The 20,312-nt window shown below is 62.9% G+C and carries 17 protein-coding genes; 7 read left to right on the forward strand and 10 right to left on the reverse strand.

What is annotated here, in order from left to right; translation table 11 throughout:
• The first annotated feature begins 63 nt into the window (after positions 1 to 63).
• The 3 genes from B9Z01_RS25790 to B9Z01_RS25800 all read left to right on the forward strand — a co-directional run bounded on the left by B9Z01_RS25790 (position 64) and on the right by B9Z01_RS25800 (position 3,956).
• A complete protein-coding gene (locus tag B9Z01_RS25790; protein WP_085488303.1) occupies positions 64 to 846 on the forward strand; it encodes an ABC transporter substrate-binding protein in 783 nt (260 codons plus the stop codon).
• Positions 847 to 1,189: 343 nt separating this feature from the next.
• The gene (locus B9Z01_RS25795; RefSeq protein ID WP_085488305.1) at positions 1,190 to 2,305 is read left to right on the forward strand and encodes a succinylglutamate desuccinylase/aspartoacylase family protein; all 1,116 of its coding nucleotides are present in this window, start codon (positions 1,190 to 1,192) and stop codon (positions 2,303 to 2,305) included.
• Between the two features lie 472 nt (positions 2,306 to 2,777).
• Positions 2,778 to 3,956 (forward strand): porin, encoded by a 1,179-nt coding sequence (locus B9Z01_RS25800; RefSeq protein WP_085488307.1) that lies wholly within the window; start codon positions 2,778 to 2,780, stop codon positions 3,954 to 3,956.
• A gap of 118 nt (positions 3,957 to 4,074) precedes the next feature.
• Here the strand turns inward: B9Z01_RS25800 and B9Z01_RS25805 are convergent, their stop codons facing one another.
• A complete protein-coding gene (locus tag B9Z01_RS25805) occupies positions 4,075 to 4,980 on the reverse strand; it encodes a LysR substrate-binding domain-containing protein (protein ID WP_085488426.1) in 906 nt (301 codons plus the stop codon).
• A 167-nt stretch (positions 4,981 to 5,147) separates the two neighbouring features.
• Between B9Z01_RS25805 and B9Z01_RS25810 the strand changes: the two genes are divergently transcribed.
• Both B9Z01_RS25810 and B9Z01_RS25815 read left to right on the forward strand, forming a co-directional pair.
• Positions 5,148 to 6,440: an MFS transporter gene (locus B9Z01_RS25810; protein ID WP_085488309.1), complete on the forward strand. Its 1,293-nt coding sequence runs from the start codon at positions 5,148 to 5,150 to the stop codon at positions 6,438 to 6,440.
• Positions 6,441 to 6,476: 36 nt separating this feature from the next.
• Positions 6,477 to 7,532 (forward strand): serine hydrolase domain-containing protein, encoded by a 1,056-nt coding sequence (locus B9Z01_RS25815; RefSeq protein ID WP_085488311.1) that lies wholly within the window; start codon positions 6,477 to 6,479, stop codon positions 7,530 to 7,532.
• A 142-nt stretch (positions 7,533 to 7,674) separates the two neighbouring features.
• Here B9Z01_RS25815 and B9Z01_RS25820 read toward each other — a convergent pair whose 3' ends face one another.
• The 6 genes from B9Z01_RS25820 to B9Z01_RS25845 form a co-directional block, all read right to left on the reverse strand.
• The gene (locus B9Z01_RS25820) at positions 7,675 to 9,408 is read right to left on the reverse strand and encodes an IlvD/Edd family dehydratase (protein ID WP_085488313.1); all 1,734 of its coding nucleotides are present in this window, start codon (positions 9,406 to 9,408) and stop codon (positions 7,675 to 7,677) included.
• A 312-nt stretch (positions 9,409 to 9,720) separates the two neighbouring features.
• Positions 9,721 to 9,930: a hypothetical protein gene (locus tag B9Z01_RS25825; protein ID WP_085488315.1), complete on the reverse strand. Its 210-nt coding sequence runs from the start codon at positions 9,928 to 9,930 to the stop codon at positions 9,721 to 9,723.
• Positions 9,931 to 10,031: 101 nt separating this feature from the next.
• Positions 10,032 to 10,481, reverse strand: a complete 450-nt coding sequence (locus B9Z01_RS25830) for an ester cyclase (RefSeq protein ID WP_085488317.1) — start codon at positions 10,479 to 10,481, stop codon at positions 10,032 to 10,034.
• Between the two features lie 167 nt (positions 10,482 to 10,648).
• Positions 10,649 to 13,429: a winged helix-turn-helix domain-containing protein gene (locus B9Z01_RS25835; RefSeq protein WP_085488319.1), complete on the reverse strand. Its 2,781-nt coding sequence runs from the start codon at positions 13,427 to 13,429 to the stop codon at positions 10,649 to 10,651.
• Positions 13,430 to 14,169: 740 nt separating this feature from the next.
• A complete protein-coding gene (locus B9Z01_RS25840) occupies positions 14,170 to 14,940 on the reverse strand; it encodes a response regulator transcription factor (protein ID WP_085488321.1) in 771 nt (256 codons plus the stop codon).
• A gap of 594 nt (positions 14,941 to 15,534) precedes the next feature.
• Entirely contained in the window at positions 15,535 to 15,996 is a 462-nt protein-coding gene (locus tag B9Z01_RS25845) for a hypothetical protein (RefSeq protein WP_085488323.1), read from the reverse strand.
• Positions 15,997 to 16,191: 195 nt separating this feature from the next.
• On the opposite strand from B9Z01_RS25845, the gene B9Z01_RS25850 reads away from it, so the two are divergent.
• Positions 16,192 to 16,692, forward strand: a complete 501-nt coding sequence (locus tag B9Z01_RS25850) for a hypothetical protein (RefSeq protein WP_143809063.1) — start codon at positions 16,192 to 16,194, stop codon at positions 16,690 to 16,692.
• 24 nt (positions 16,693 to 16,716) lie between these two features.
• Here the strand turns inward: B9Z01_RS25850 and B9Z01_RS25855 are convergent, their stop codons facing one another.
• Entirely contained in the window at positions 16,717 to 17,577 is an 861-nt protein-coding gene (locus B9Z01_RS25855) for a class I SAM-dependent methyltransferase (protein WP_085488327.1), read from the reverse strand.
• Between the two features lie 284 nt (positions 17,578 to 17,861).
• Here B9Z01_RS25855 and B9Z01_RS25860 point away from each other — a divergent pair, with 284 nt between their 5' ends.
• Positions 17,862 to 18,104, forward strand: coding sequence for a hypothetical protein (locus tag B9Z01_RS25860; protein WP_085488329.1), 243 nt, complete (start codon positions 17,862 to 17,864; stop codon positions 18,102 to 18,104).
• Between the two features lie 80 nt (positions 18,105 to 18,184).
• Here B9Z01_RS25860 and B9Z01_RS25865 read toward each other — a convergent pair whose 3' ends face one another.
• The gene (locus B9Z01_RS25865; protein WP_085488331.1) at positions 18,185 to 18,937 is read right to left on the reverse strand and encodes an aspartate/glutamate racemase family protein; all 753 of its coding nucleotides are present in this window, start codon (positions 18,935 to 18,937) and stop codon (positions 18,185 to 18,187) included.
• Positions 18,938 to 19,017: 80 nt separating this feature from the next.
• Positions 19,018 to 20,088 carry a porin gene (locus B9Z01_RS25870; RefSeq protein ID WP_143809064.1) on the reverse strand — a complete coding sequence of 357 codons (1,071 nt, stop codon included), beginning with the start codon at positions 20,086 to 20,088 and terminating at the stop codon, positions 19,018 to 19,020.
• Positions 20,089 to 20,312 lie beyond the last annotated feature (224 nt).

The following is a 20,312-nucleotide window of genomic DNA, read 5'->3' on the forward strand; positions in this document are numbered from 1 at the left end:
CGGGCACACCGCAGCGGCACAACCGCAGGCGGCGTAATTGAACTACACCGAGGAGTAAAAACAGTGAAAAAACTGCTAGCGGCTTTGACGGTTGCTCTGCTTGCCACCGTCTCGATTGGCGCACACGCTAAAGATTGGTCGACGATCCGTTTTGGCGTTGACGCCAGCTATCCCCCGTTCGAATCCAAGGGCGCGGACGGCAAGCTCGTTGGCTTCGATATCGACCTCGGCAACGAAATCTGCAAGCGCGTGGGTGCGAAGTGCGTGTGGATCGAGAACGACTTCGACGGCATGATTCCGGCGCTCAAGGCGAAGAAGTTCGACGGCGTGCTGTCGTCGATGTCGATGACGCCGCAACGCGCCGAACAGATCGCCTTCTCGTCGAAGCTGTTCAACACGCCGACGCGCCTCGTCGCGAAGCAGGGCTCGGGCTTGCTGCCGACCGCTGAATCGCTGAAGGGCAAGACGGTCGGCGTCGAACAGGGCACGATCCAGGAAACCTACGCGAAGACCTACTGGGAGCCGAAGGGCACGAAGGTCGTGCCGTATCAGAACCAGGACCAGGTCTATGCCGACCTGATCTCGGGCCGTCTGGACGGCGCGCTGCAAGACGCGGTGCAGGCTGAACAGGGCTTCCTGAAGACGCCGCGCGGCGCGGGCTTCGCGTTCGTCGGCAAGGACCTCGACGATCCGAAGATCCTCGGCAACGGCGCGGGCATCGGCATGCGCAAGGAAGACACCGATCTGAAGGCGAAGGTCGACAAGGCGATCGCCGACATGATCAAGGACGGCACCTACAAGAAGATCGAGCAGAAGTACTTCGACTTCAACGTGTACGGCAGCTGATCCACGACGCGCGCCTCAGGGCGCGCTCGCCGGCTGACTCGAACGGGCTCCGCGATGTGGAGCCCGTTCTGTTTTGTGCCGCCGCATTGATGCGCGTTCGGCGCACGTTTGGCTCGCGGTTGGCACTCGTTTGACACGGACAGGCCCGCAACAGCCCGCTTCGAGCCACATCATGTGGCATATCGGCTAAGATCGTGCGGAAACGTGGCGCCGCCTGAGGTACCACCTCAGGTGCCGCCGCCTTGGCCCGCGCGCTCGGGCCGCCCCCGCAGCAGCATGCTTTCTCCATTGCAATCAACTACATAACGCGGCCCGCCCCAGTGAGCCGCGGCTTTCGAAAATCATGCAAACGCAAACCCATCCGCTGATTGCCCCGACGCTCGGCACCGTCCGCAACATTACGAGTTTCCACTACGGTCCCGGCGGCGGACAGAAAATCTACATCCAGTCGTCGCTGCACGCGGACGAACTGCCCGGCATGCTCGTGTCGTGGGCGCTGCGCCGCAAGCTGGCCGCGCTCGAAGCCGCGGGCAAGCTGCGCGGCGAAGTCGTGATCGTGCCGGTGCCCAATCCGATCGGCCTGAACCAGCACCTGCTCGGTCATCTGATGGGGCGCTTCGAAACCGGCACGGCGGATAACTTCAACCGCAATTTCCACGACCTCGCGGCGCTCGTGCAACCGGACATCGAGTCGCGTCTGACCGACGACATCGACGCGAACCGCACGGCCATCCGCGAGGCAATGCGCGACGCGCTCGACGCGCAACAGCCCACCACCGAACTCGCGTCGCAACGCCTCGCGCTGCAAAAGCTCTCGTACGACGCCGACGTCGTGCTCGATCTGCACTGCGACTGGGAAGCCGCGATGCATCTGTACACGAACCCCGATCTGTGGCCCGATGTCGAGCCGCTCGCGCGCTATCTCGACGCGAAGGCGTCGCTGCTCGCGCTCAACTCGGTCGGCAATCCGTTCGATGAAATCCACAGCTTCTGCTGGTCGGATCTGCGCGGCCGTTTCGGCGAGCGCTTCCCGATTCCGAACGGTTCGATCTCGGTCACGATCGAGCTGCGCGGCCAGCGCGAAGTGTCGTATGAGTACGCGGAGCACGACGCGCAGGCGATCGTCGAGTACCTGACCTCGCGCGGCGTGATCGATGGCGAGCCCGCCCCGCTGCCGCCGCTCGAATTCGCCGCGACGCCGCTCGCGGGCGCCGAGCCGCTCGTCGCGCCGATCAGCGGCGTGCTCGTGTACCGCTGCGAAGTCGGCACCTGGGTCGACGTGGGCCACGAAATCGCCGATATCATCGATCCGTTGACGGACCGCGTCGTCACGGTCAAGAACAGTGTGGCCGGCGTGCTGTACGCGCGGCATCTCGCGCGCTTCGCGACGGCCGGGCTCGAGTTCGCGCGCATTGCCGGCGCGAAGGCGTTCAGAAGCGGCTCGCTGTTGAGCAACTGACGCGTGCGGCGTGCGCGCGGTCGATTCACGCGGTTTCAACGCCTTGTTTGAAGCCAGCCGCGCAGACACGCCATAACCGCAGCCATTGACTGAAAAAAGCGGATCGCCCGCCAACCCGGCGGGCGATCCGCTTTTTTGCTTCCGCGCACCTGAGCGCGAGGCGCTAAGCCCAGCCTCCTCACCGTCACGCGAGCAACGAATCGATGAACGCGCATCGTTGCATGCGCCCCCGCCTCGCGAACTCCCCTCGTTACTCACACGCTTCATCCACATTCGCGCGAAAACCGATGAAGCCGTTGCCTTGCGCAAACCCGGCTCACCGCGCCAGTCGTTGTCGCGCCGATGCGACACAGCGTAAAAAAATCTTTGCTGTCATATGGCTTACTCAGCGTTCCCTTAAATTGCCGCCCATCGCGCGACTTTGCCGCAGAGCAGCGCGCCGCGATCGCCCAATTTCTAACCGGAGAAGGTTTTGAACAAAAAGATTTTGACCGCCGCTACGTTTGCCGTCTTCGCCAACGCCGCTCACGCGCAAAGCAGCGTCACGCTGTATGGCTTGATCGATGCGGGTATCAGCTACGTCAACAACTCGAAGACGTCCACCGGCCACAGCAGCCTCACCAAGTTCGACGACGGCGTCTCGCAAGGCAGCCGTTGGGGCCTGCGTGGCACCGAAGATCTCGGTAACGGCCTGAAAGCGCTGTTCGTATTGGAGAACGGCTTCAGCAGCGCAAACGGCACGGCCGGCCAGGGCGGCGCGATGTTCGGCCGCCAGGCATTCGTCGGTCTCTCGCAGAACAACGTCGGCTCGCTGACGTTCGGCCGCCAGTACTCGTTCTCGACCGACTACATCGGCTCCAACTACTCGACCGGCGGCAACACCGTCGCGGGTAACTACGCTTACCACATCAACGACGTCGACCAGCTCACGTCGAGCCGCATCAACAACTCGGTCAAGTTCAGCAGCGCGAACTTCGCGGGCCTGACCTTCGGCGCGATGTACGGCTTCTCGAACACGGCGGGCGGCTTTGCCGGCACGCCGGGCACGGGCACGACCGCCGCACCGGTCGCAGGTTCGTCGCGCGCTTACAGCTTCGGCGCGAACTACGCCAACGGCCCGTTCGGCCTCGGCGTGGCGTACACGGACATCCGCTATCCGGGTCAGGCGTCGCCGTCGTTCTCGACTTCGCTGGCTAACGTGACCTTCCCGACGATCGGCACCGGTCAGATCCAGGATCTGCGCACGGTCGGCGTTGGCGGCCGTTACACGGTCGGCCCGGCGACGCTGTGGGCGCTCTACACGAACACGCGCCTCGCACCGGTCTCGGGCGAGTCGACGACGTTCGCCGCCTATGAAGCAGGCGCGAAGTACGCGGTCACGCCGGCCATCACGGCGGGCGCAGGCTACACGTACATGCACCTGAGCGGCGCGAACACGGGTCACTGGAACCAGGTGAACCTGAGCGGCGACTATGCGCTCTCCAAGCGCACCGACGTGTACGTGCTCGGCATCTACCAGATCGCGTCGGGCCACAATGGCACGCAAGACCTGCAGGCACAGATCGGTTCGAGCACGAGCTACTTCAGCACGTCGGGCGTCGGAGCGGACAACCAGCTCGCGTTCCGCATCGGTATGCGTCACAAGTTCTAAGCGGATCGGTGCTCGAGGGGAATACGCGCGATCGCGCGTGTTTCCTGCCGGGATGCTTTGATGGCAAACGCCCCTGCGTGGGGCGTTTTTCTTTTGCCGTGCGATATGGGCTCCGCGTTCAATCGAGCAATGCGGGATTATCGATCGCACCGATCAGCAGTTCGACGAACGCCTGCATCACACGCGGCAGCGTGCGGCCCGCCATCGTCTGCACCTGCAACGTGCGTTGATGAAGCTCGGGATTACTGATCGGTATCGCGGCGAGTCCATCCGCTTCGAGCCGCCCGCGCACGGTCAGCAAGCCGGTGATCGTGACCGCATCGGTCCGCTGCACGAAGCTGTGCAGCGCCGCATGATAGTTGCTGACGAACACCGGATCGAACACGAGACCTTCGAGACTGCACGCGATGTCGAATAGCTGACGGATCGTCACGCCCTGCCCGTTGATCGCGAGCGGCCACGGCAGCAGGTCCGCGAGCGCGACGCAATCGCGCGTGCCGAGCGGATGACCGCGCCGCACCAGCGCGAAAATCGGCGCGCGCTGCGAATGCACCACGTTGATGTCCTGCTCGGGCGCCATGCTGAAGCACACGGCGATATCGGCGGTGCCGTCGCGCACGCGCTGTGTCGCGACCGACGGCGCGGACACGTCGAGCTGAAAGTGCGTGGCCGGATGCGTCTTCAGAAAACGCGCGAAAACCTGCGGCAGAAAATGCGGCGCGACGCCTTCCGAACTTGCGACGCGAATCGTCGCGCGGCCGCCGTTGCTCAAGCCGCGAATCTCCTCGGTTACGCGCTCCGCGTCCAGCAGGCTGCGCCGCGCGTAGTCGGCGAGCAACCGCCCCGCGTCGCTCAGGACCATGCCGCGCGGACGCCGCTCGAAGAGCGCGGTGCCGACCTCCTCTTCCAGTTTTGCGATCTGCCTGCTCAGTGCGGACACCGCGACATACAGATTCCCCGACGCCTTGCTGAGCGAACCGCTGCGCGCCACTTCGAGAAAATAGCGCAGTGCGGTGTTATCCATCTGGGCCATGACCATTCCGCTTTGCCGTTTCGGCAACGATATCTGCCAAATATTGTAATTGTCCATAAATATCGTCCACGCCAGGATCACGGCAAGGCGTCGACTCCAGTGCCCGCGCCGCCGATGCGACACAGCCTGCGCCCCCCACGCCGCCAGAGGACTTCGTCATGAGCTTTGACTCCGCCACCACGGCCGACGCGATCGACCCGCCCGCATCGCGCGCGCATCTGTCGCGCCTGATCCTCGCGACTTCGATCGGCAATGCGCTCGAGTTCTACGACCTCGTCGTGTACGGCTACTTCGCGTCCGTGCTGTCGCGCACCTTCTTTCCGGCACACGACCGCACCGTGTCGCTGCTGCTCACGCTCGGCACCTTCGCGCTCTCGTATCTCGCGCGGCCGGTCGGCGCGCTCGCGCTCGGCTCGTTCAGCGACCGCAAGGGCCGCAAGGCCTCGCTCACGCTCTCCATCGCGATGATGACGCTCGGCACCACCATGATCGCGCTGATGCCGTCCTATGCCGCGATCGGCGTGCTCGCACCGATCGGCGTGTTCGCTTCGCGGCTCCTGCAAGGCTTTTCGGCCGGCGGCGAATTCGGCAGCTCGACCGCGTTTCTGATCGAGCATGCGCCGCAGCGCAAAGGCTTCATGGCAAGCTGGCAGTTCTCGAGCCAGGGCGCGAGCACGCTGCTCGCCTCGTTGTTCGGCGCGGTGCTCACCAGCATGCTCACGCAATCGCAACTCGAAGAGTGGGGCTGGCGCATTCCGTTCCTGTTCGGCATGCTGATCGGCCCGGTCGGACTCTACATTCGCCGCCGTATCGACGAAACGCCGGAATTCGAGCGCGCGGAGAAATCTCCGGCGCCGGTGCGCGAATTGCTCGCCACGCAGAAGGAGTCCGTGCTCGTCTCGATCGGCGCGCTCGTGCTCACCACGACGGCCAATTACATGCTGCTCTACATGCCGACGTACGCGGCGCGGCAACTCGGGCTCTCGCCGTCGTCCGGCTTCATCGCGACGCTGCTCGCGGGTCTCATCATGATGGTCGTCACGCCGGTCGTCGGTCATCTGTCCGACAAGATAGGCCGCGTGCGCATCATGCTCTGCGCCGGTGTGCTGTTCTTCGCGACGGTCTATCCGGCGTTCATGCTGATGAACGCGCATCCTTCGCTCGCGTCGCTTCTGATCGCGGTCGTGTGGGTCGCGCTGCTGAAGGCCACCTACTTCGCGCCGATTCCTGCGCTGATGTCCGAGCTGTTCCCGACCCGCACGCGCACGACCGGCATGGCGCTCGGCTACAACATCGGCACCACCGTGTTCGGCGGCTTCACGCCGCTCGCCGTCGCCGCGCTGATCGCGGCGACCGGCAATAATCTCGCGCCCGGCCTTTATCTGATGTTCGCGGCCGTCCTCAGCCTTTTCGCCGTGACGTGGGCTCGCGTGCGCCTGCACGCACGCTAGACCCGCGCGGCGCGTCGAACCGACAGGACCTTATCCATGCAAGACCGTTTGCAACAAGCCGTGCAATTCGCGGTGGAACATGAATCGCTTTGGGACCGCCACGTGGGTGGCGCGTGGGGCGTGCACGTGAACGACCCGCCGCCGTGGAACCGGCTGCTCGGTCCCGTGCACGATCGCGGCCCGGTGTCCGGTGCGATTGCGCTCGATGGCCGCGTGCTGACCACATGGGGCGAACCCGATCGCGCCGACCTGACCTTCAGCGTCGCGAAGATGTATCTCGCGTTGCTCGCCGGCGTCGCGCACGATCGCGGCCTGCTGCCCGACGTCGACGAACCGGTGCGCGTGCGCGTGCCCGGCATCGGTTTCGACGACGAACACAATGCGCCGATCACGTGGGCACATCTGCTGCAACAGACGAGCGAATGGCGCGGCACGTATTTCGGTTTGTCGGATCAGGCCGACCACTATCGCGCGGTCAACTTCGCCGCGCCGCCCGATGGCAGGAAGGGCGACCCGCGGCCGCTGCAACGTCCCGGCACATACTGGGAATACAACGACGTACGCATCAACCAGTTCTCGCTCGCGCTGCTCCATCTGTTCCGGCAACCGCTGCCCGAGGTGTTTCGCGAAGCGATCATGCGCCCTGCCGGCGCCGGCGAAAACTGGCAATGGGTCGGCTACGACAACGCGTGGGTCGAGATCGACGGGCGGCGCATGCAGTCGGTGCCGGGTGGCACGCATTGGGGCGGCGGCATGTCGGTGAGCGCGAACGATCAACTGAAGGTCGCGCAGATGCTGCTCAACGACGGCGTGGTGAATGGGCGGCGCGTGCTGTCGTCGGAGTGGATCGCGCGCATGCGCACGCCGTGCGGCATCGCGCCGTTCTATGGCTATCTCGTCTGGCTCAACACGGACCGCAAGGTGTTTCCGAGCGTGCCCGAGTCGAGCTATTTCGGTGTCGGCGCGGGCAGCTCGTTTACGTGGATCGAGCCCGAGCGGCGCATGACGGTGGTGGTGCGCTGGCTCAATCCCGCCGCCGCCAACGAGTTCTTCGGGCTCGTGCTCGATGCGGTGGACAGCACGATCCGGTAGCGCTCGAGCCCGCCACCCGGTCAGGGCTCGACGATAAACGCCGGCATCGCCACCGGCAACGTACGCGCCTGCTCGCGCAAATCACCCGAGGCCGACGACGCGTTGCATCGTGTCGCCCGCGCGGTCGGATCGTTACAGCGCGTCAGTGCGAGTGCCGCGGCACCGCCGCGCCGCGGCAACCGACGAGGAAGTCGAGGTCGCAGCCTTGATCGGCCTGCAACACGTGATCGATATAGAGGCGCCGGTAGCCGCCGCCCTCCGGCGGCTGCGGCGGCACGTGCCGCGCGAGACGGCGCGCGAGCTCCGCGTCGCTGATGTCGAGGTGCAGCGTGCCCGCATCGCAATCGAGTTCGATCCAGTCGCCGTCCTGCACGGCGGCGAGCGGGCCACCCGCCGCCGCTTCCGGCGTCACGTGCAACACCACCGTGCCGTACGCGGTGCCGCTCATCCGCGCATCGGAAATGCGCACCATGTCCTTCACGCCCTGCCTCAGCAGTTTCGGCGGCAAGCCCATGTTGCCCACTTCGGCCATGCCCGGATAACCCTTGGGGCCGCAGTTCTTCATGACGAGCACCGAGTTCGCATCGACGTCGAGCGTTTCGTCGACGATGCGCACCTTGTAGTGTTCGAGGTTCTCGAACACGACCGCGCGCCCGCGATGCTTGAGCAATCCGGGCGTCGCCGCCGACGGCTTGAGTACCGCTCCGCGCGGCGCGAGATTGCCGCGCAGTACGCGAATGCCGCCATCGGCAACGAGCGGTTTGTCGAGCGGACGGATCACTTCGTCGTTAGTGTTGGGGGCATCCTTCACGTTGTCCCACAGCGATTTGCCGTTGACCGTCAACGCGCCAGGGTGGGGCAGCAGATCCGCTTCGCCGAGCCGGCGCAGCACCGCGGGCAAGCCGCCCGCGTAATAGAACTCCTCCATCAGGAAGCGGCCCGACGGCATCAGGTCGACGATGGTCGGCGTATCACGGCCGATGCGCACCCAGTCGTCGAGTTCGAGTTCGACGCCGATGCGCCCCGCGATCGCCTTCAGATGAATCACCGCATTGGTCGAACCGCCGATCGCGGCGTTGACGCGAATCGCGTTCATGAACGCTTCGCGCGTCAGGATCTTCGACAGCTTGAGGTCTTCCCGCGCCATCTCGACGATACGGATTCCTGACATATGCGCGAGCACGTAACGGCGCGAGTCGACGGCCGGAATCGCCGCGTTGTGCGGCAGCGACGTGCCGAGCGCTTCGGCCATGCAGGCCATCGTCGACGCGGTGCCCATCGTGTTGCAGGTGCCCGCCGAGCGCGACATGCCCGCTTCGGCCGAGAGGAACTGGTGCAGATCGATCTCGCCCGCCTTCAACGATTCGTGCAACTGCCATACTGCCGTGCCCGAGCCGATGTTCCTGCCGTCGAGCTTGCCGTTGAGCATGGGTCCGCCGGTGACGACGATCGCCGGCACGTCGCAGCTTGCCGCGCCCATCAGCAATGCGGGAGTCGTCTTGTCGCAGCCGGTGAGCAGCACGACCGCGTCGATCGGGTTGCCGCGGATCGCCTCCTCGACGTCCATCGCCGCGAGATTGCGCGTGAGCATCGCGGTCGGACGCAGATTCGATTCGCCGTTCGAAAACACCGGAAACTCGACCGGGAAGCCGCCCGCTTCGTAGACGCCGCGTTTGACGTGCTCGGCGAGCTTGCGAAAGTGCGCATTGCACGGCGTCAATTCCGACCACGTGTTGCAGATGCCGATCACCGGGCGGCCATCGAATTCGTGGTCGGGAATGCCCTGATTCTTCATCCAGCTTCGATACATGAAGCCGTTCTTGTCAGCCGTGCCGAACCATTCAGCTGAGCGCAATTTCCGTTTTTTTTCCGACATGCTATGTCCTTGATGCATGTGCCGGGACACCACACCGGCCAGTTTGACCGAACCGGCGCGGCGCGACCGGCACTACGACGGAAGGCTGTCGCTCAGGCTCTGAGGATGGTGAAGTGTACGGAGCGACTTGATATCTTTCCAATTATATTTTAGGCGATATTGATATCAGTTTTGGTATTCAGTGGGTGGCGAGCGTGACGGCGGGCCCGTGCGCTTCGTTGATCGCCCGAGGCACGGGCGGGCTGCGGGCCGTCGGTATGTTGGCGTGGCGTGCGCGGCTCCAACCTGGCGATGTCGGCCCGGATTGCATCGCTATCGTCCTTTTGAAGGTGCGCATGAGCCGGATGCCGGCGACTCGTCGCACGGCGCTTCGCTTGCAAAGACCTCGATTTGCTCTGGTTCGATCGCAGCCTGAAGGCCGAAGCCCGGGTTCGCATAACGCTCGAACAAGGCAAGTAGCTCCGGACGCAAACCATCACCGCGTTGCGCCGCGAGAGCATGAAGCGACAAAAAAGGCAGCATGATTCGACTCCACTCGATGAAGGCCAGCGCGCGCGCAATGACAGTCGAATGGGTGGCGGCACGGCCACCCGTTCGCATCGGCGACGCGCGGGCAGCCGGACTCACACCGTCCTGATGAGCCCCAGTTGAGAGAGCGCGGTGACGCCATCGTCGAGGCCGATTTCTTCGACGATCCTGCCGTTCTTCAAACGCAGGACCGTGGTGCCGCCGAAATGCATCTTGCGGCCGCTCGCCTCGGGCAGCGATCCGGCGAGAAAGTCGCTGAAGGCCGGCCCCGAATGCGTTCCGCCGCCTTCCCATTGACCGACGACGTAGTCGCCTTGCGCGATGAGATCGGCAACGCCCCAGAAGTTGAGGTCCGGAAAGGCCGCGCGGAAATCGCTCATAAACGCCTTGATGTCCGCATGGCCGCGCCGCGGTTCGTGCAGCGAGTACTTGAGCAGCATGTCCGACGCGGCGATCTCGTCGACGATGCCGAGATCGCACTTCTCGCCCCAGAAGCTCGTGAACCAGCGACCTACGATCGCCTTGTTGTCATCCTCAATCGACATGTTCGACTCCTTGCTAAGTTCGGTTAGCAGCGCAGTGGAATTGCCGCGCCTGGAGTGAACGATATGAGTCTGCAGATGTGCCCGCCATCCGCTTCTTGCGATGAAATTCGTGGCGGCGTGTTCGGCCGTGCCGTGCCGTCGCGTGATCGCGAGCGACGGCCGCCAACCTACATCGCCGCGCGGCCCTCTCCCACCCCAAGGCCGAGGACGCTCTGCACTGCTTCGATTCGCGAACTCACGTTGAGCTTCTCGAAGATATTCCTCAAGTGCCATTTGACGGTTTCGGGCGCCAGCTTCAACGACCGCCCGATTTCCTTGTTCGAAAGCCCGAGCGCGACGCAGTTGACGATCTCCAGTTCCCGCACGCTCAGGATATTCGACGATGTCGTCATCACCCTGATCGATCTCGTGGAGACGGATCGGGAACCATCGAGTTCATGGAACGCTGCGAGCAATCTGCGGGCATAGGCCGACTCCGCGTTAGCGGCGTCGCTCGGGACCCGGCAAAAACGATGCAATAGCTCGCGTACCGGCCGCCCCTCGTCGACAAAGCTATTCACCATGCCTATCGTCCCGCCGATGCGCAGCGCGCGACGGAGTGCGGAGAGTGCATTGCCGGCGTCCTCACATTGCTCGAACGCACGGGCAAGCAGCAACGAAACGAGCGCCTCGGAAGTACGCCAACCCAGCGCGGCCACAGTGCCGAGCAGGCGCTCGAGAATCGCGACGGCCTCGCCTGCGCGGTTCTCGGCCATCAGAACCCGCGCCTGCAGCACGCAATAGCTTGTCCACGTCTCCACCGCGGATCCCTGCCGTCCTTCGCATAGCGCCGGCACGTTTGCGCTCAGTTCGTCGGCGATCTGCCTTGCCCGCGCCACGTTGCCGTCGTCGATCAGCAAGCGCACCGTTTCGGTATCGCACGCCAGCTTCAGACGCAACCACTGCCGCCTGATGGCGACCTGGCGGCCATCTTCGAGCACGGCCAGCGCCGAGCCCATCTCACCGTCACGCGACAGCAGGCGTGCCGCGGAGAGCACATGCCGCACGAGCGCTCCCGACGGAGTGGTCTCCAGCGCAGCGGTCGTGCGGCCCGCGATCATGTTACGCGCCTTGTCCAGTTCGTTGCATTCGTAGTAAATGGAGGCAAGGCAACTCGTCAGGTCCGCCTTGCCGAGCGACGATGCACCCAATGCGTTTTCGGCGCGCAGCATGATCGCTTCGAACAATCGTCTCGCCTCAGGCAACTCGCCGCGTACCATTGCGCTCAGACCGTATACCCCGTCACGCAGCATGTTCGAGTACTCCGACTTGATGCTGGCTTCCGCGCAGTTTCCAACGCGATTCCAGAGCTCAAGTATCTGATCGAATCTGCCCCGGTGCATCAGCCCGAAGAATTGGGCCGATTGCGCGTAACGCCTGGCCCACGGCGCGACCGAAACGCCCGACACGTCCGCGGCCCGGCCGAGTTCGAGCGCACGTTCGCTGTCGTCCGAGACACTGGCGATCAGCGCACCGACCGCGTTGATCTCCGCCAATACCGCCTCGTCGATCACACCGCCCGCTTCGCGGCACACCCGCTCGAATTCGTCGACGACGGCGCCAATCTCTCTCGACGCCCGGGCCGTTTGAAGCGAGAACGCAAGCGCCCATGCTTTCGCGATGCGCAACCGCAGCCGTCCCTGAACGGCATCGGGCGGCAGCTTCCCGATCCAGCCCAGCAGGGTGTACGGGTCGCCGCGCTCGAGCATGTCGATCGCGCAGTTCTCGACCCACTGCGTGGCCAGGTCGAGATCGCCGGCGGCCAGAGCATGCCGGACCGCCTCGGGCCACAAACGCTCTGCCGCAAACCACCGGCATGCGCGGCGATGCAGTACCGGAACCTCCTGCGGCTTCTGGCGCACGAGACGCCGCCGAAGCGCATCGGACAACAGTGCATGATAGCGATACCAGTCCTGCCTTTCGTCGAGCGCCTGGATGAACACGTTATGCTGTTCGAGCCAGTCGAGCTTCTCTCCGCTTTCCCCGCCCCTGCCCATGATCGCATCGCATACGCCGGGGCCGAGCCGTTCGAGAATCGACGTGTGCAGCAGGAACTTCAGCATGACGGGCGGCAAATGCGCGAGCACCGTGTCGTTCAGATAGCGGTCGATCCCCGAACTGGGACCCGCGAGATTACTGGCGAGCCGCGCCGCATCGCCCACCCGGTCCAATGCAAGCGAAGCGAGCTGCAAACCCGCCACCCATCCTTCGGTCGCCTCGTTCAGCAACTCGACGCTGTCCCGGTCGAGCGGCGCAGTGCCGGCCCGGTCGAAAAACGACTGTGCGTCGTCGATCGAAAAGCGCAGATCGTCGGCATTGATGCGCATGAGCTTCTCCGGCGCCCGAAGCTGCGCAAGCGCCAACGCAGGTTCGGCCCGCGCGCCCAGCAGGACGTGCATGTTCTCGGGCGCGTAGCGCAGCAGACGAGACACCACGGCGAGAACCGGCTTCGCGCTCAGGCGATCGACGTCGTCCAGGACAAGGAAAACGTTGCGGCCACACCCGGCGATCCCATTTAATAGTACGGAAATGACCGTTCGGATAGGAGTCAGCGAATCGTTGTTCAGAAGTTGCTGGGCTTGCCCCGCGATGTCTTCCGATGCGCGAGAAAATGCCGCCACCAGATACGCGCCGACCTGTTGCGGATCATCGTCTTCTGCGTCGAGACTGAGCCACGCAACCGGCTGATTTTTCGCCGACAGCGCCTCACTCCATCCGGCAAGCAGCGTCGTCTTGCCAAAACCCGCGGGCGCGGTCACGACGACGATGCTGTGCGGCCGCTGCGCATCGATTCGTTTCAGCAACGCAAGCCGCTGCACGCAGCCAGGCGGAAGACGTGGTGCGATCATTTTGGTCTGGATCAGCGACACGCTCCATTCACGACCCGTACTGCCTGAAGATGCTTCCATATGATTCTTTACCCTGCCTGCCGAAATAACTCTCCATCCCACCGAACCACCCCTCGCAGGCGGCTCTCATTGTCTCCATGGGCGTGTTTTTATGTATACGTTAAATTTATTCGATTCTCAACACGAATCGCCGGTTATCTTAACCGCCACGGATGACCGCTATGACTCAGTCGCGTCAACCATTCGGCGAGCTTTTATCGCATGACGTCCCCAACACCAGGGATGAATTTACTCATGAAAGGAATGGAGGCGGCGCTAACGCACGTATTCCGCCTATATAGCGGCGGATCTGCGCGCCAACGCAAACGAAGCGGGAACATGAACGGATCAGGGAATTGAATCGAGAAAAATCGCGAGTTGCGGAAGATTGTTCCGATATTCACATCGTGGCCGATGACCTGCTGGTATCTTCGAATCCGAATTCGAATCCGAATCAGTATCAACGCCTACATTCATTACCCACTAGCGTTTAACCCGATTGAACGGCATCCGCCGGCGCGCATTTCGAATATGGCACATTGTTTTGGTGTGCATATGACGTCAGTGTCAGAGATTAAAAGCAGCCGATGCTGATGATTGTTCGCCATACGCGAATCGAAGGCACCTGGCGATTGTCCAGATCGAGATAGCGACAGCCGCGCACATAGTGCTCAACGACCTGGCCATAACAGGCCCAGCTCCGGAGCGGACGCGCGGAAAACACCTCCTCGTCCGAATCCTGAGCCGAGACTGGAACTGCTCTAGGCCACAGGTATGAGCCGGGCGTTCTGCTCGACATCGTCTTCCTGCGCAGCACACGCCGTTGCCTCCCCTTGCGCGCCGATCACGGCAACCTCGTCGAGCCTGTACCCGTGCGTATAGACGGTACTCAGACGCACGCCGTTCTCAGGGTTCAAGGCGAGCTTTCGCCGAAGCCGGTAGATATGAGTATCGACTGTGCGAGAGGTGCTATCCAGTTCTCTCCCCCACGCGAGTTTCGCCAGCAGATCTCTGGAAACCGCTTGACCGGCATTGGCAAAGAGGAACGCAGCAACGTCGAATTCCTTCGCGGTCAACTCTATCGTCTTGCCATGCAGCGTGACGTTGCGCCGAGCCGTATCGAAAGCATAAGGCCCAACGGCGATCGCATTTTCGATCTTTTCATTGCGGCTGGTACGGCGCATTAACGCACTGACCCGGACAGCCAGCTCGATCGCGCGAAACGGCTTGACGATGTACTCGTCCGCGCCGGCTTCGAGCGCCCGCACGATGTCCACTTCCAGCACCTTGCTCGTGAGGAACAGCACCGCGGGTTCACGGCCCAGATTGCTGCGTATCCAGTGCAGAACTTCGAATCCTGTTATTCCCGATAATTGCCAGTCGAGCACCACGAGATCCACTTCATTGGTCTTGAGAAAGCGTATTGCACTCTCACCGGAACCGGCCTTGTTTATTCTGTACCCTGACTGCTGCATGGTCTTTTCGACAGCCGCAGCTTGCGCAGGATCGTCTTCCACCAACAGGATATTCATCTATCACCTCTTCCTTTCGAACCAACCGACCGGCGAATTCGGCACCCGAAACGGAACGGATGAAGTACGCGATCTCAACCGCAGTGATGCGAATTGCCAGGTCAGACAGGTGCGAACAATCCTTGTGGAACGCTTACACGGCGAGTGACCAGGCTTGCGCCCTCACCAGCCGCCGTCGTCTGCGTCGATTTGTGAACTGCGGAAAATTAAGATAGACGAGTGTCACTCGGCAACATAGCCCCCCATATGGGGGGGTGCGATGCGTCATTGGGGTTGATCGCCGTCCCTCACTGCGATCCGTTACATCAGCCCTCGCGCCATCAGGGCATACGTTCAGCGCATACCGAGTCGGTCTGCCGAATAAGGAACGGGTGTATCAGGTAGATTGCGAGGGGCTCTTCTGGAGCCAGAAGACGTGTTATTCGAAGGCGCGTGAAATCTGCGGCAAAGGGCCCGCGAGCGCAATTCAGGAGATCGCGCCGCTTGCCGCCGCGGGCAGTCAACGCGATGCGTGTGCGATTCACATGAGCAGCAGCACGGCAACCCAGCCGGATTGTGTTTTCGCTGCCCGCAGCGGCACGTTACTCAGCACACCTATTGCCCGCTGGCATGCGCCCTGAGAAACGCCACGTACCCGTTCTGCGTCTTGATGATCTTGTCGGCACATTCGTCGTAGTCCGAGCCTTTCTCGCTATCTTGACCATACATGCCGCGACACTGTGCGAAGAGCGTGAGCGTCGCGCCGCCCGTGCTCTTTGCGGCGCGGGTTGCCGAGAAAGCCGCCTTGCCTGAATCGTCGGGTACGTCGGTGTCGATCGCGACCGCATCGGCGTGCGTCACGCGCATGTCGGAATGCTGCTCGATATAGCGCTTCGTCAGCGCCCAGGCGGCATCGCAATTCTCCGGCGCGCAGTCGACCACCGCGTTGCGTTGCGCGGCGGCGAGGTTGGGTTCGCTATGAAGGATTTCCTGCTGGGCATGCTGTGCCTGCTTTTCCGGAGACGAGCAGGCGGCGAGCGCAAACGCAACGAGTGCAAAGGCAGCGATCTTTTTCACGATTAAATTTCCCTGACCATGTTCGAGCGCGATTATAGCCGTGCGGGGAAGGTCCTCGCAGATTTGCCGGTATATTCCTCACTCCTCTTGTGGCATTCATTCGCGTAAAATTCCGCCATGTTCTTCAAGACCGCCGAAACCACCATGTGGCAACTCGTGCAACGCCATACAGGCGCGGTCGGCTATCAACGGGGCGTGAAGGCGGAAGGACTAGCGCGAACGCCCGCGGTGATCGACTGCTCAGGTTGGGTCGCATGGCTTCTGACCGAAGCCATGCAAGCGGAAAACGACGCAGCGCGCCGCCCACTGTTTCGAGCCGACGACATGCGCGCCTTGCATGCCTGGTCGGAGCGCATCATCGAAGAGATCGAGACGCGCACCGCGTTCATTCTCGCCGGGACGGACATAACCGCACACAACCTGCCGCGCTGCGCGACCATCGGGCTGAAAATGAGCACGCCAGCGTGGGCGAATAATCACCCGCGTCCACGCGGCATCACGCACATCGTTCAGATGGTCCGCCGGCCGGCGGATAACGAACCATTCGTTTCGGAGTCCTATGGCGGCTCGGTGGCACCCGGAATCAGCCTCACTCCGCTTGTCGAATGGCTCGCTCGCGTAGAGCCGTATCGGCGTGCAGGCGAGATGTGGGCGGTCGATCCCTTCCGCCTCGCAAGCTCACCGCACACGAGCTGAAAAACGCCAAAACTAAAAGAGCGGCTACGTATTCGCCACCAGCAACTCCTCAGCATTATTGGGCGGCCGCAGCCCATCCGCCCTGCCCTCGAAGTAACGCTGCGTCAGATCGGCCGCCGACACATGCCGTGCCTCGGTAAATCCGGCTTCATGCGCCATCGCCTTGATTTGCTGTGGCGTAAAGAAGCTGATGAAAGGCGTACCGCTCTCGCGCGCGCCTTTTTCCGCCATCTCGAGCCCGGGGCGCACGTCGGGGTCCGCCATGTCGAGCGGCAACAGGAACGTCATCGCGAACGTCGATCCGCGCGCGAGCGCAGCCACTTCGCGCAGTGTGGCCGCGTTCGCCTCTTTCGTCAGATACATGCTGACGCCGGTCGACACGACGATGGCCGGCTTGCTCTCATCGAATCCCGCAACGGCGAGCCGCTGCCGCCAGCTATCGCCCGCTTCGAAGTCGACCGGTACGAAACGCAGCCAGTCCGGCACGCCGAAGCCCAGCTCGATCAGGCGCTGGCGCTTCCATGCCTGCGGCCCCGGCGGATCGACCTCGAACACCGTCAGCCGCGAAGCAAGCTCTGGCCTGCGCTGCGCGAAGCTGTCGAGACCGGCGCCGAGGATCACATACTGGCTGACGCCACGAGCGGCCTGCTCGACGACCAGATCCTCGATAAAGCGCGCACGCGCAACGATCGACGCGCGAAACGGCCGCGTGAATTGCGGGTCCATGTCGCCGCGATCGCGCCAGTCCTCGGCGGGCGCCAGCAGTTGCAGGCCGATTTCATCTTCGAGCACGTGCGGCAGCGCATCGGCGTGCACATGCAGCGCGCGCCACAATGCGACGCGCGCGGCGGTGCTATCGGGTGCTATCCGTGGTTGATCGTTCATGGCTCACTCAATCCTGTTCAATCGTTGCAATTCGCAGCCGAAGCCGCAGGCGAAAACCTATCACCTTTCTCGATGAACTGGAAATCGCAGCCTTCGCAGGCTGAAAGAATACCGGTGCAATGGCGTGCTCGCACGGCCTTGCCGATGCCCGCGACCGCTCACCGCGCGGCGCATTGGCGTTGTCCGTGCCTGCGTTGTATATTTGCCTCCATGTGAGGGCCTAACCGGGATCATTGCCGTGGTCCCTTGCTCCTACCGTTTGTCCATCCATGATGGAGCTCGCCATGAAGATTTATCTTCCCACTGTCACCGCGGTCTTGCTGATTGGCTCCGCAACATCGGCGCTATGTCAGCCGCTCGACAATACCCCCCAAACGGCGCAGCAATGGCGGCAGAAGGTCGTGTCGTCGACATGCATCACCTATGATCCGAACGACTGGCAGTCTTACCCGCTTAACTTCCAGGACGCCAATTCCGTGCATCAGGCGCAACCGGGCGGCATCGACCGATTGCGCCCAAGATGCTGAACGCCGCGGAATCACGCTGACGGAGAGCGCCGCCTTTTGCGAACAATCGGTAAAGGGCGGTGGCGGCGTTTACTCGCCGCTCAGGCCGGATCGCTCGACTCAGCCGCCCCGTACGAAGCGAGCATGCCCGAATAGCGCTTCGGGAGTGGTTGCGCGTACTCGCCGCGCTTACTCGTGCGCAGGCCGTTCGAGACGAGCGCCTCGACTAGCTTGACGGCGACCGTCACGCCGTCGATGACCGGCACGCCCAGCGCTTCGCCAATATCGTGCGCAAGGCCGGCCATGCCCGCGCAGCCGAGTACCAGCACGTCGGCGTCGTCTTCGGCGAGAGCCTTCGCGCACTCGCCGAGGATGGCGTCGAAAACCTTTGACCGTTCCTCCTCGAGCGCGAGCACGGGAATCTCGACTGCCCGTACATTGCGGCAGAAGCGCCGCATTCCATACCGTTCCGCCAGATGCCAGGCCATGCCGCGAGTTCGCGCGAGCGTGGTCACGACGGAGAAGCCCGTGCCCAGCATGCTGGCCGCGTGCATGGCCGCCTCCGCAATGCCGATCACGGGACCGCGCGCCAGTTCCCGGGCCGCCTGCAGTCCCGGATCGCCAAAGCACGCGACGACGTAGCCGTCACATCCGTCTTCTTCGCCCAGCCTGATTTCATCGAGCAGGCCTGGGGTGGACAGCATCTCGTCATAGTGGCTCTCGATGGAAACCGGCCCCGATTCCGGACTTGCAGCGAGGATCCGCGTGTTGGCCGCCGCGACGCGCCGCGCGCATTCGGCCATGGCTTCGGTCATCGTGACGGTGGTATTGGGATTGATGATCTTGATTAGCATGACTATATATTTTGACCGGACTTCCGATCGGATTTTGAAAAATTCAGCACTCGAATTGTGTGGCGGCCTCGAATGAACGGCTAAAACGCCGTGCGCAGACCGATGTCGACGCCTGTCGACGCCGCGCCCGGAATACCCGGAACCGTACCGCCTGTCGTCAGCATCGCGCCATGCCGATTGTCGATCCGCGCATAGGTGAAATACACCAGGGTCCGCTTCGACAGCGCGTAGACGCCGCCTAGCGCAAGCTTCGACACCGCGGGAGAGCCGGGCAGATCGGTGACCACATTGGCGTAGCTGGCATTCAGCGTCAGGAACTGGATCGGCACCGCCACGCCGGCGAGAAATCCGTGGCTGCGGTAGGTGGTGACGGCTTGCTCGTAGTTTTCGCTCAAGCCCTCGCCCATCAGCCGCGCGAAGCCGAAGTCCCAGGAAAGTCCGACGCTGTACGTCGTGACGACTGGCGTAACGCTCGAACCATACAGCACGGCATTCGTGTGCGAATAGGCAAACGAAGCGTTGAGCTGCTTGTTCGAATACCCCGCGCGCCCGGAGATAAAACGCGGCTGCGGAGTCGAGCCGGACGAGTCGTGAAACGCGTATTGGAACTGTCCATAGAATCCGCCGAGATTGCGCGGCAGGAAATACGAAATGGAATTGCTCGAACGGATAAAGCCTAGGTTCGATGCACCCCAGCCCGGCACGAACGGCGCATTGGGCGCGGAGACGCCCGTGCTGCGCACCTGTTGCAACAGGTTGGTGCCGACCCCCGCCGCGCCGAACGGATCGAACAGCGCATCGTTCCAGAAGGTCGGCGTGAAATCGCGGCCGACACGGATTTCGCCGAGATCCCGATCGATATAGCTGATCGTCGAGCGTCGCGTGAACAGCGTGCCGGGCGCGGGGCCACCGCCCGTGTTGGGACTGATGGGAGCTTCGAGCCAGAACGAAACGGCCTTTCCGTCACCCAGATCTTCGGTCCCGGTGAAACCGAACCGGCTCGAATTCAGCGCTGAGTTCGCCATCGTGATCTGCCGCTTGCCCCCATTGACCCAATACGAACTCAGCGACATGTCCAGCACACCGAATAACGTCAGCGCCGTATCGGCGCGCGCTGTCCCGAACGGCAGACAGACGCAGGCTGCTCCCACGACTGCGTTTCCAATCACTCTCCTCACCACGGTCTCCTCCGATGCATGTTTATCAAACTGGAGAGGTGATTCTTGTCCGCCAAAGAAGCGCACACAATTGAAAAGACCGGTGCGTTACATAGCCATCTGGAATATTGGTAGAAACAGCATCTCCGCTCGGCGCACGTTTGCCCTTTCGCGAGCGGATTCATGCCGCAGGTGTGCCGATCAATCGAACGCTCACC

Origin of the sequence: Paraburkholderia susongensis (assembly GCF_900177725.1) — a bacterium.
GTDB lineage: Bacteria > Pseudomonadota > Gammaproteobacteria > Burkholderiales > Burkholderiaceae > Paraburkholderia > Paraburkholderia susongensis.

Bases quoted from the DNA above. Each gene is read 5' to 3' on its own strand.
- B9Z01_RS25830 (WP_085488317.1), bottom strand. From the start codon at position 10,481: ATGTCGATTGAGGATGACAACAAGGCGATCGTAGGTCGCTGGTTCACG.
- B9Z01_RS25820 (WP_085488313.1), bottom strand. From the start codon at position 9,408: ATGTCGGAAAAAAAACGGAAATTGCGCTCAGCTGAATGGTTCGGCACG.
- B9Z01_RS25815 (WP_085488311.1), top strand. From the start codon at position 6,477: ATGCAAGACCGTTTGCAACAAGCCGTGCAATTCGCGGTGGAACATGAA.
- B9Z01_RS25825 (WP_085488315.1), bottom strand. From the start codon at position 9,930: ATGCTGCCTTTTTTGTCGCTTCATGCTCTCGCGGCGCAACGCGGTGAT.
- B9Z01_RS25810 (WP_085488309.1), top strand. From the start codon at position 5,148: ATGAGCTTTGACTCCGCCACCACGGCCGACGCGATCGACCCGCCCGCA.
- B9Z01_RS25795 (WP_085488305.1), top strand. From the start codon at position 1,190: ATGCAAACGCAAACCCATCCGCTGATTGCCCCGACGCTCGGCACCGTC.
- B9Z01_RS25865 (WP_085488331.1), bottom strand. From the start codon at position 18,937: ATGCTAATCAAGATCATCAATCCCAATACCACCGTCACGATGACCGAA.
- B9Z01_RS25835 (WP_085488319.1), bottom strand. From the start codon at position 13,429: ATGGAAGCATCTTCAGGCAGTACGGGTCGTGAATGGAGCGTGTCGCTG.
- B9Z01_RS25855 (WP_085488327.1), bottom strand. From the start codon at position 17,577: ATGAACGATCAACCACGGATAGCACCCGATAGCACCGCCGCGCGCGTC.
- B9Z01_RS25860 (WP_085488329.1), top strand. From the start codon at position 17,862: ATGAAGATTTATCTTCCCACTGTCACCGCGGTCTTGCTGATTGGCTCC.
- B9Z01_RS25840 (WP_085488321.1), bottom strand. From the start codon at position 14,940: ATGAATATCCTGTTGGTGGAAGACGATCCTGCGCAAGCTGCGGCTGTC.
- B9Z01_RS25805 (WP_085488426.1), bottom strand. From the start codon at position 4,980: ATGGATAACACCGCACTGCGCTATTTTCTCGAAGTGGCGCGCAGCGGT.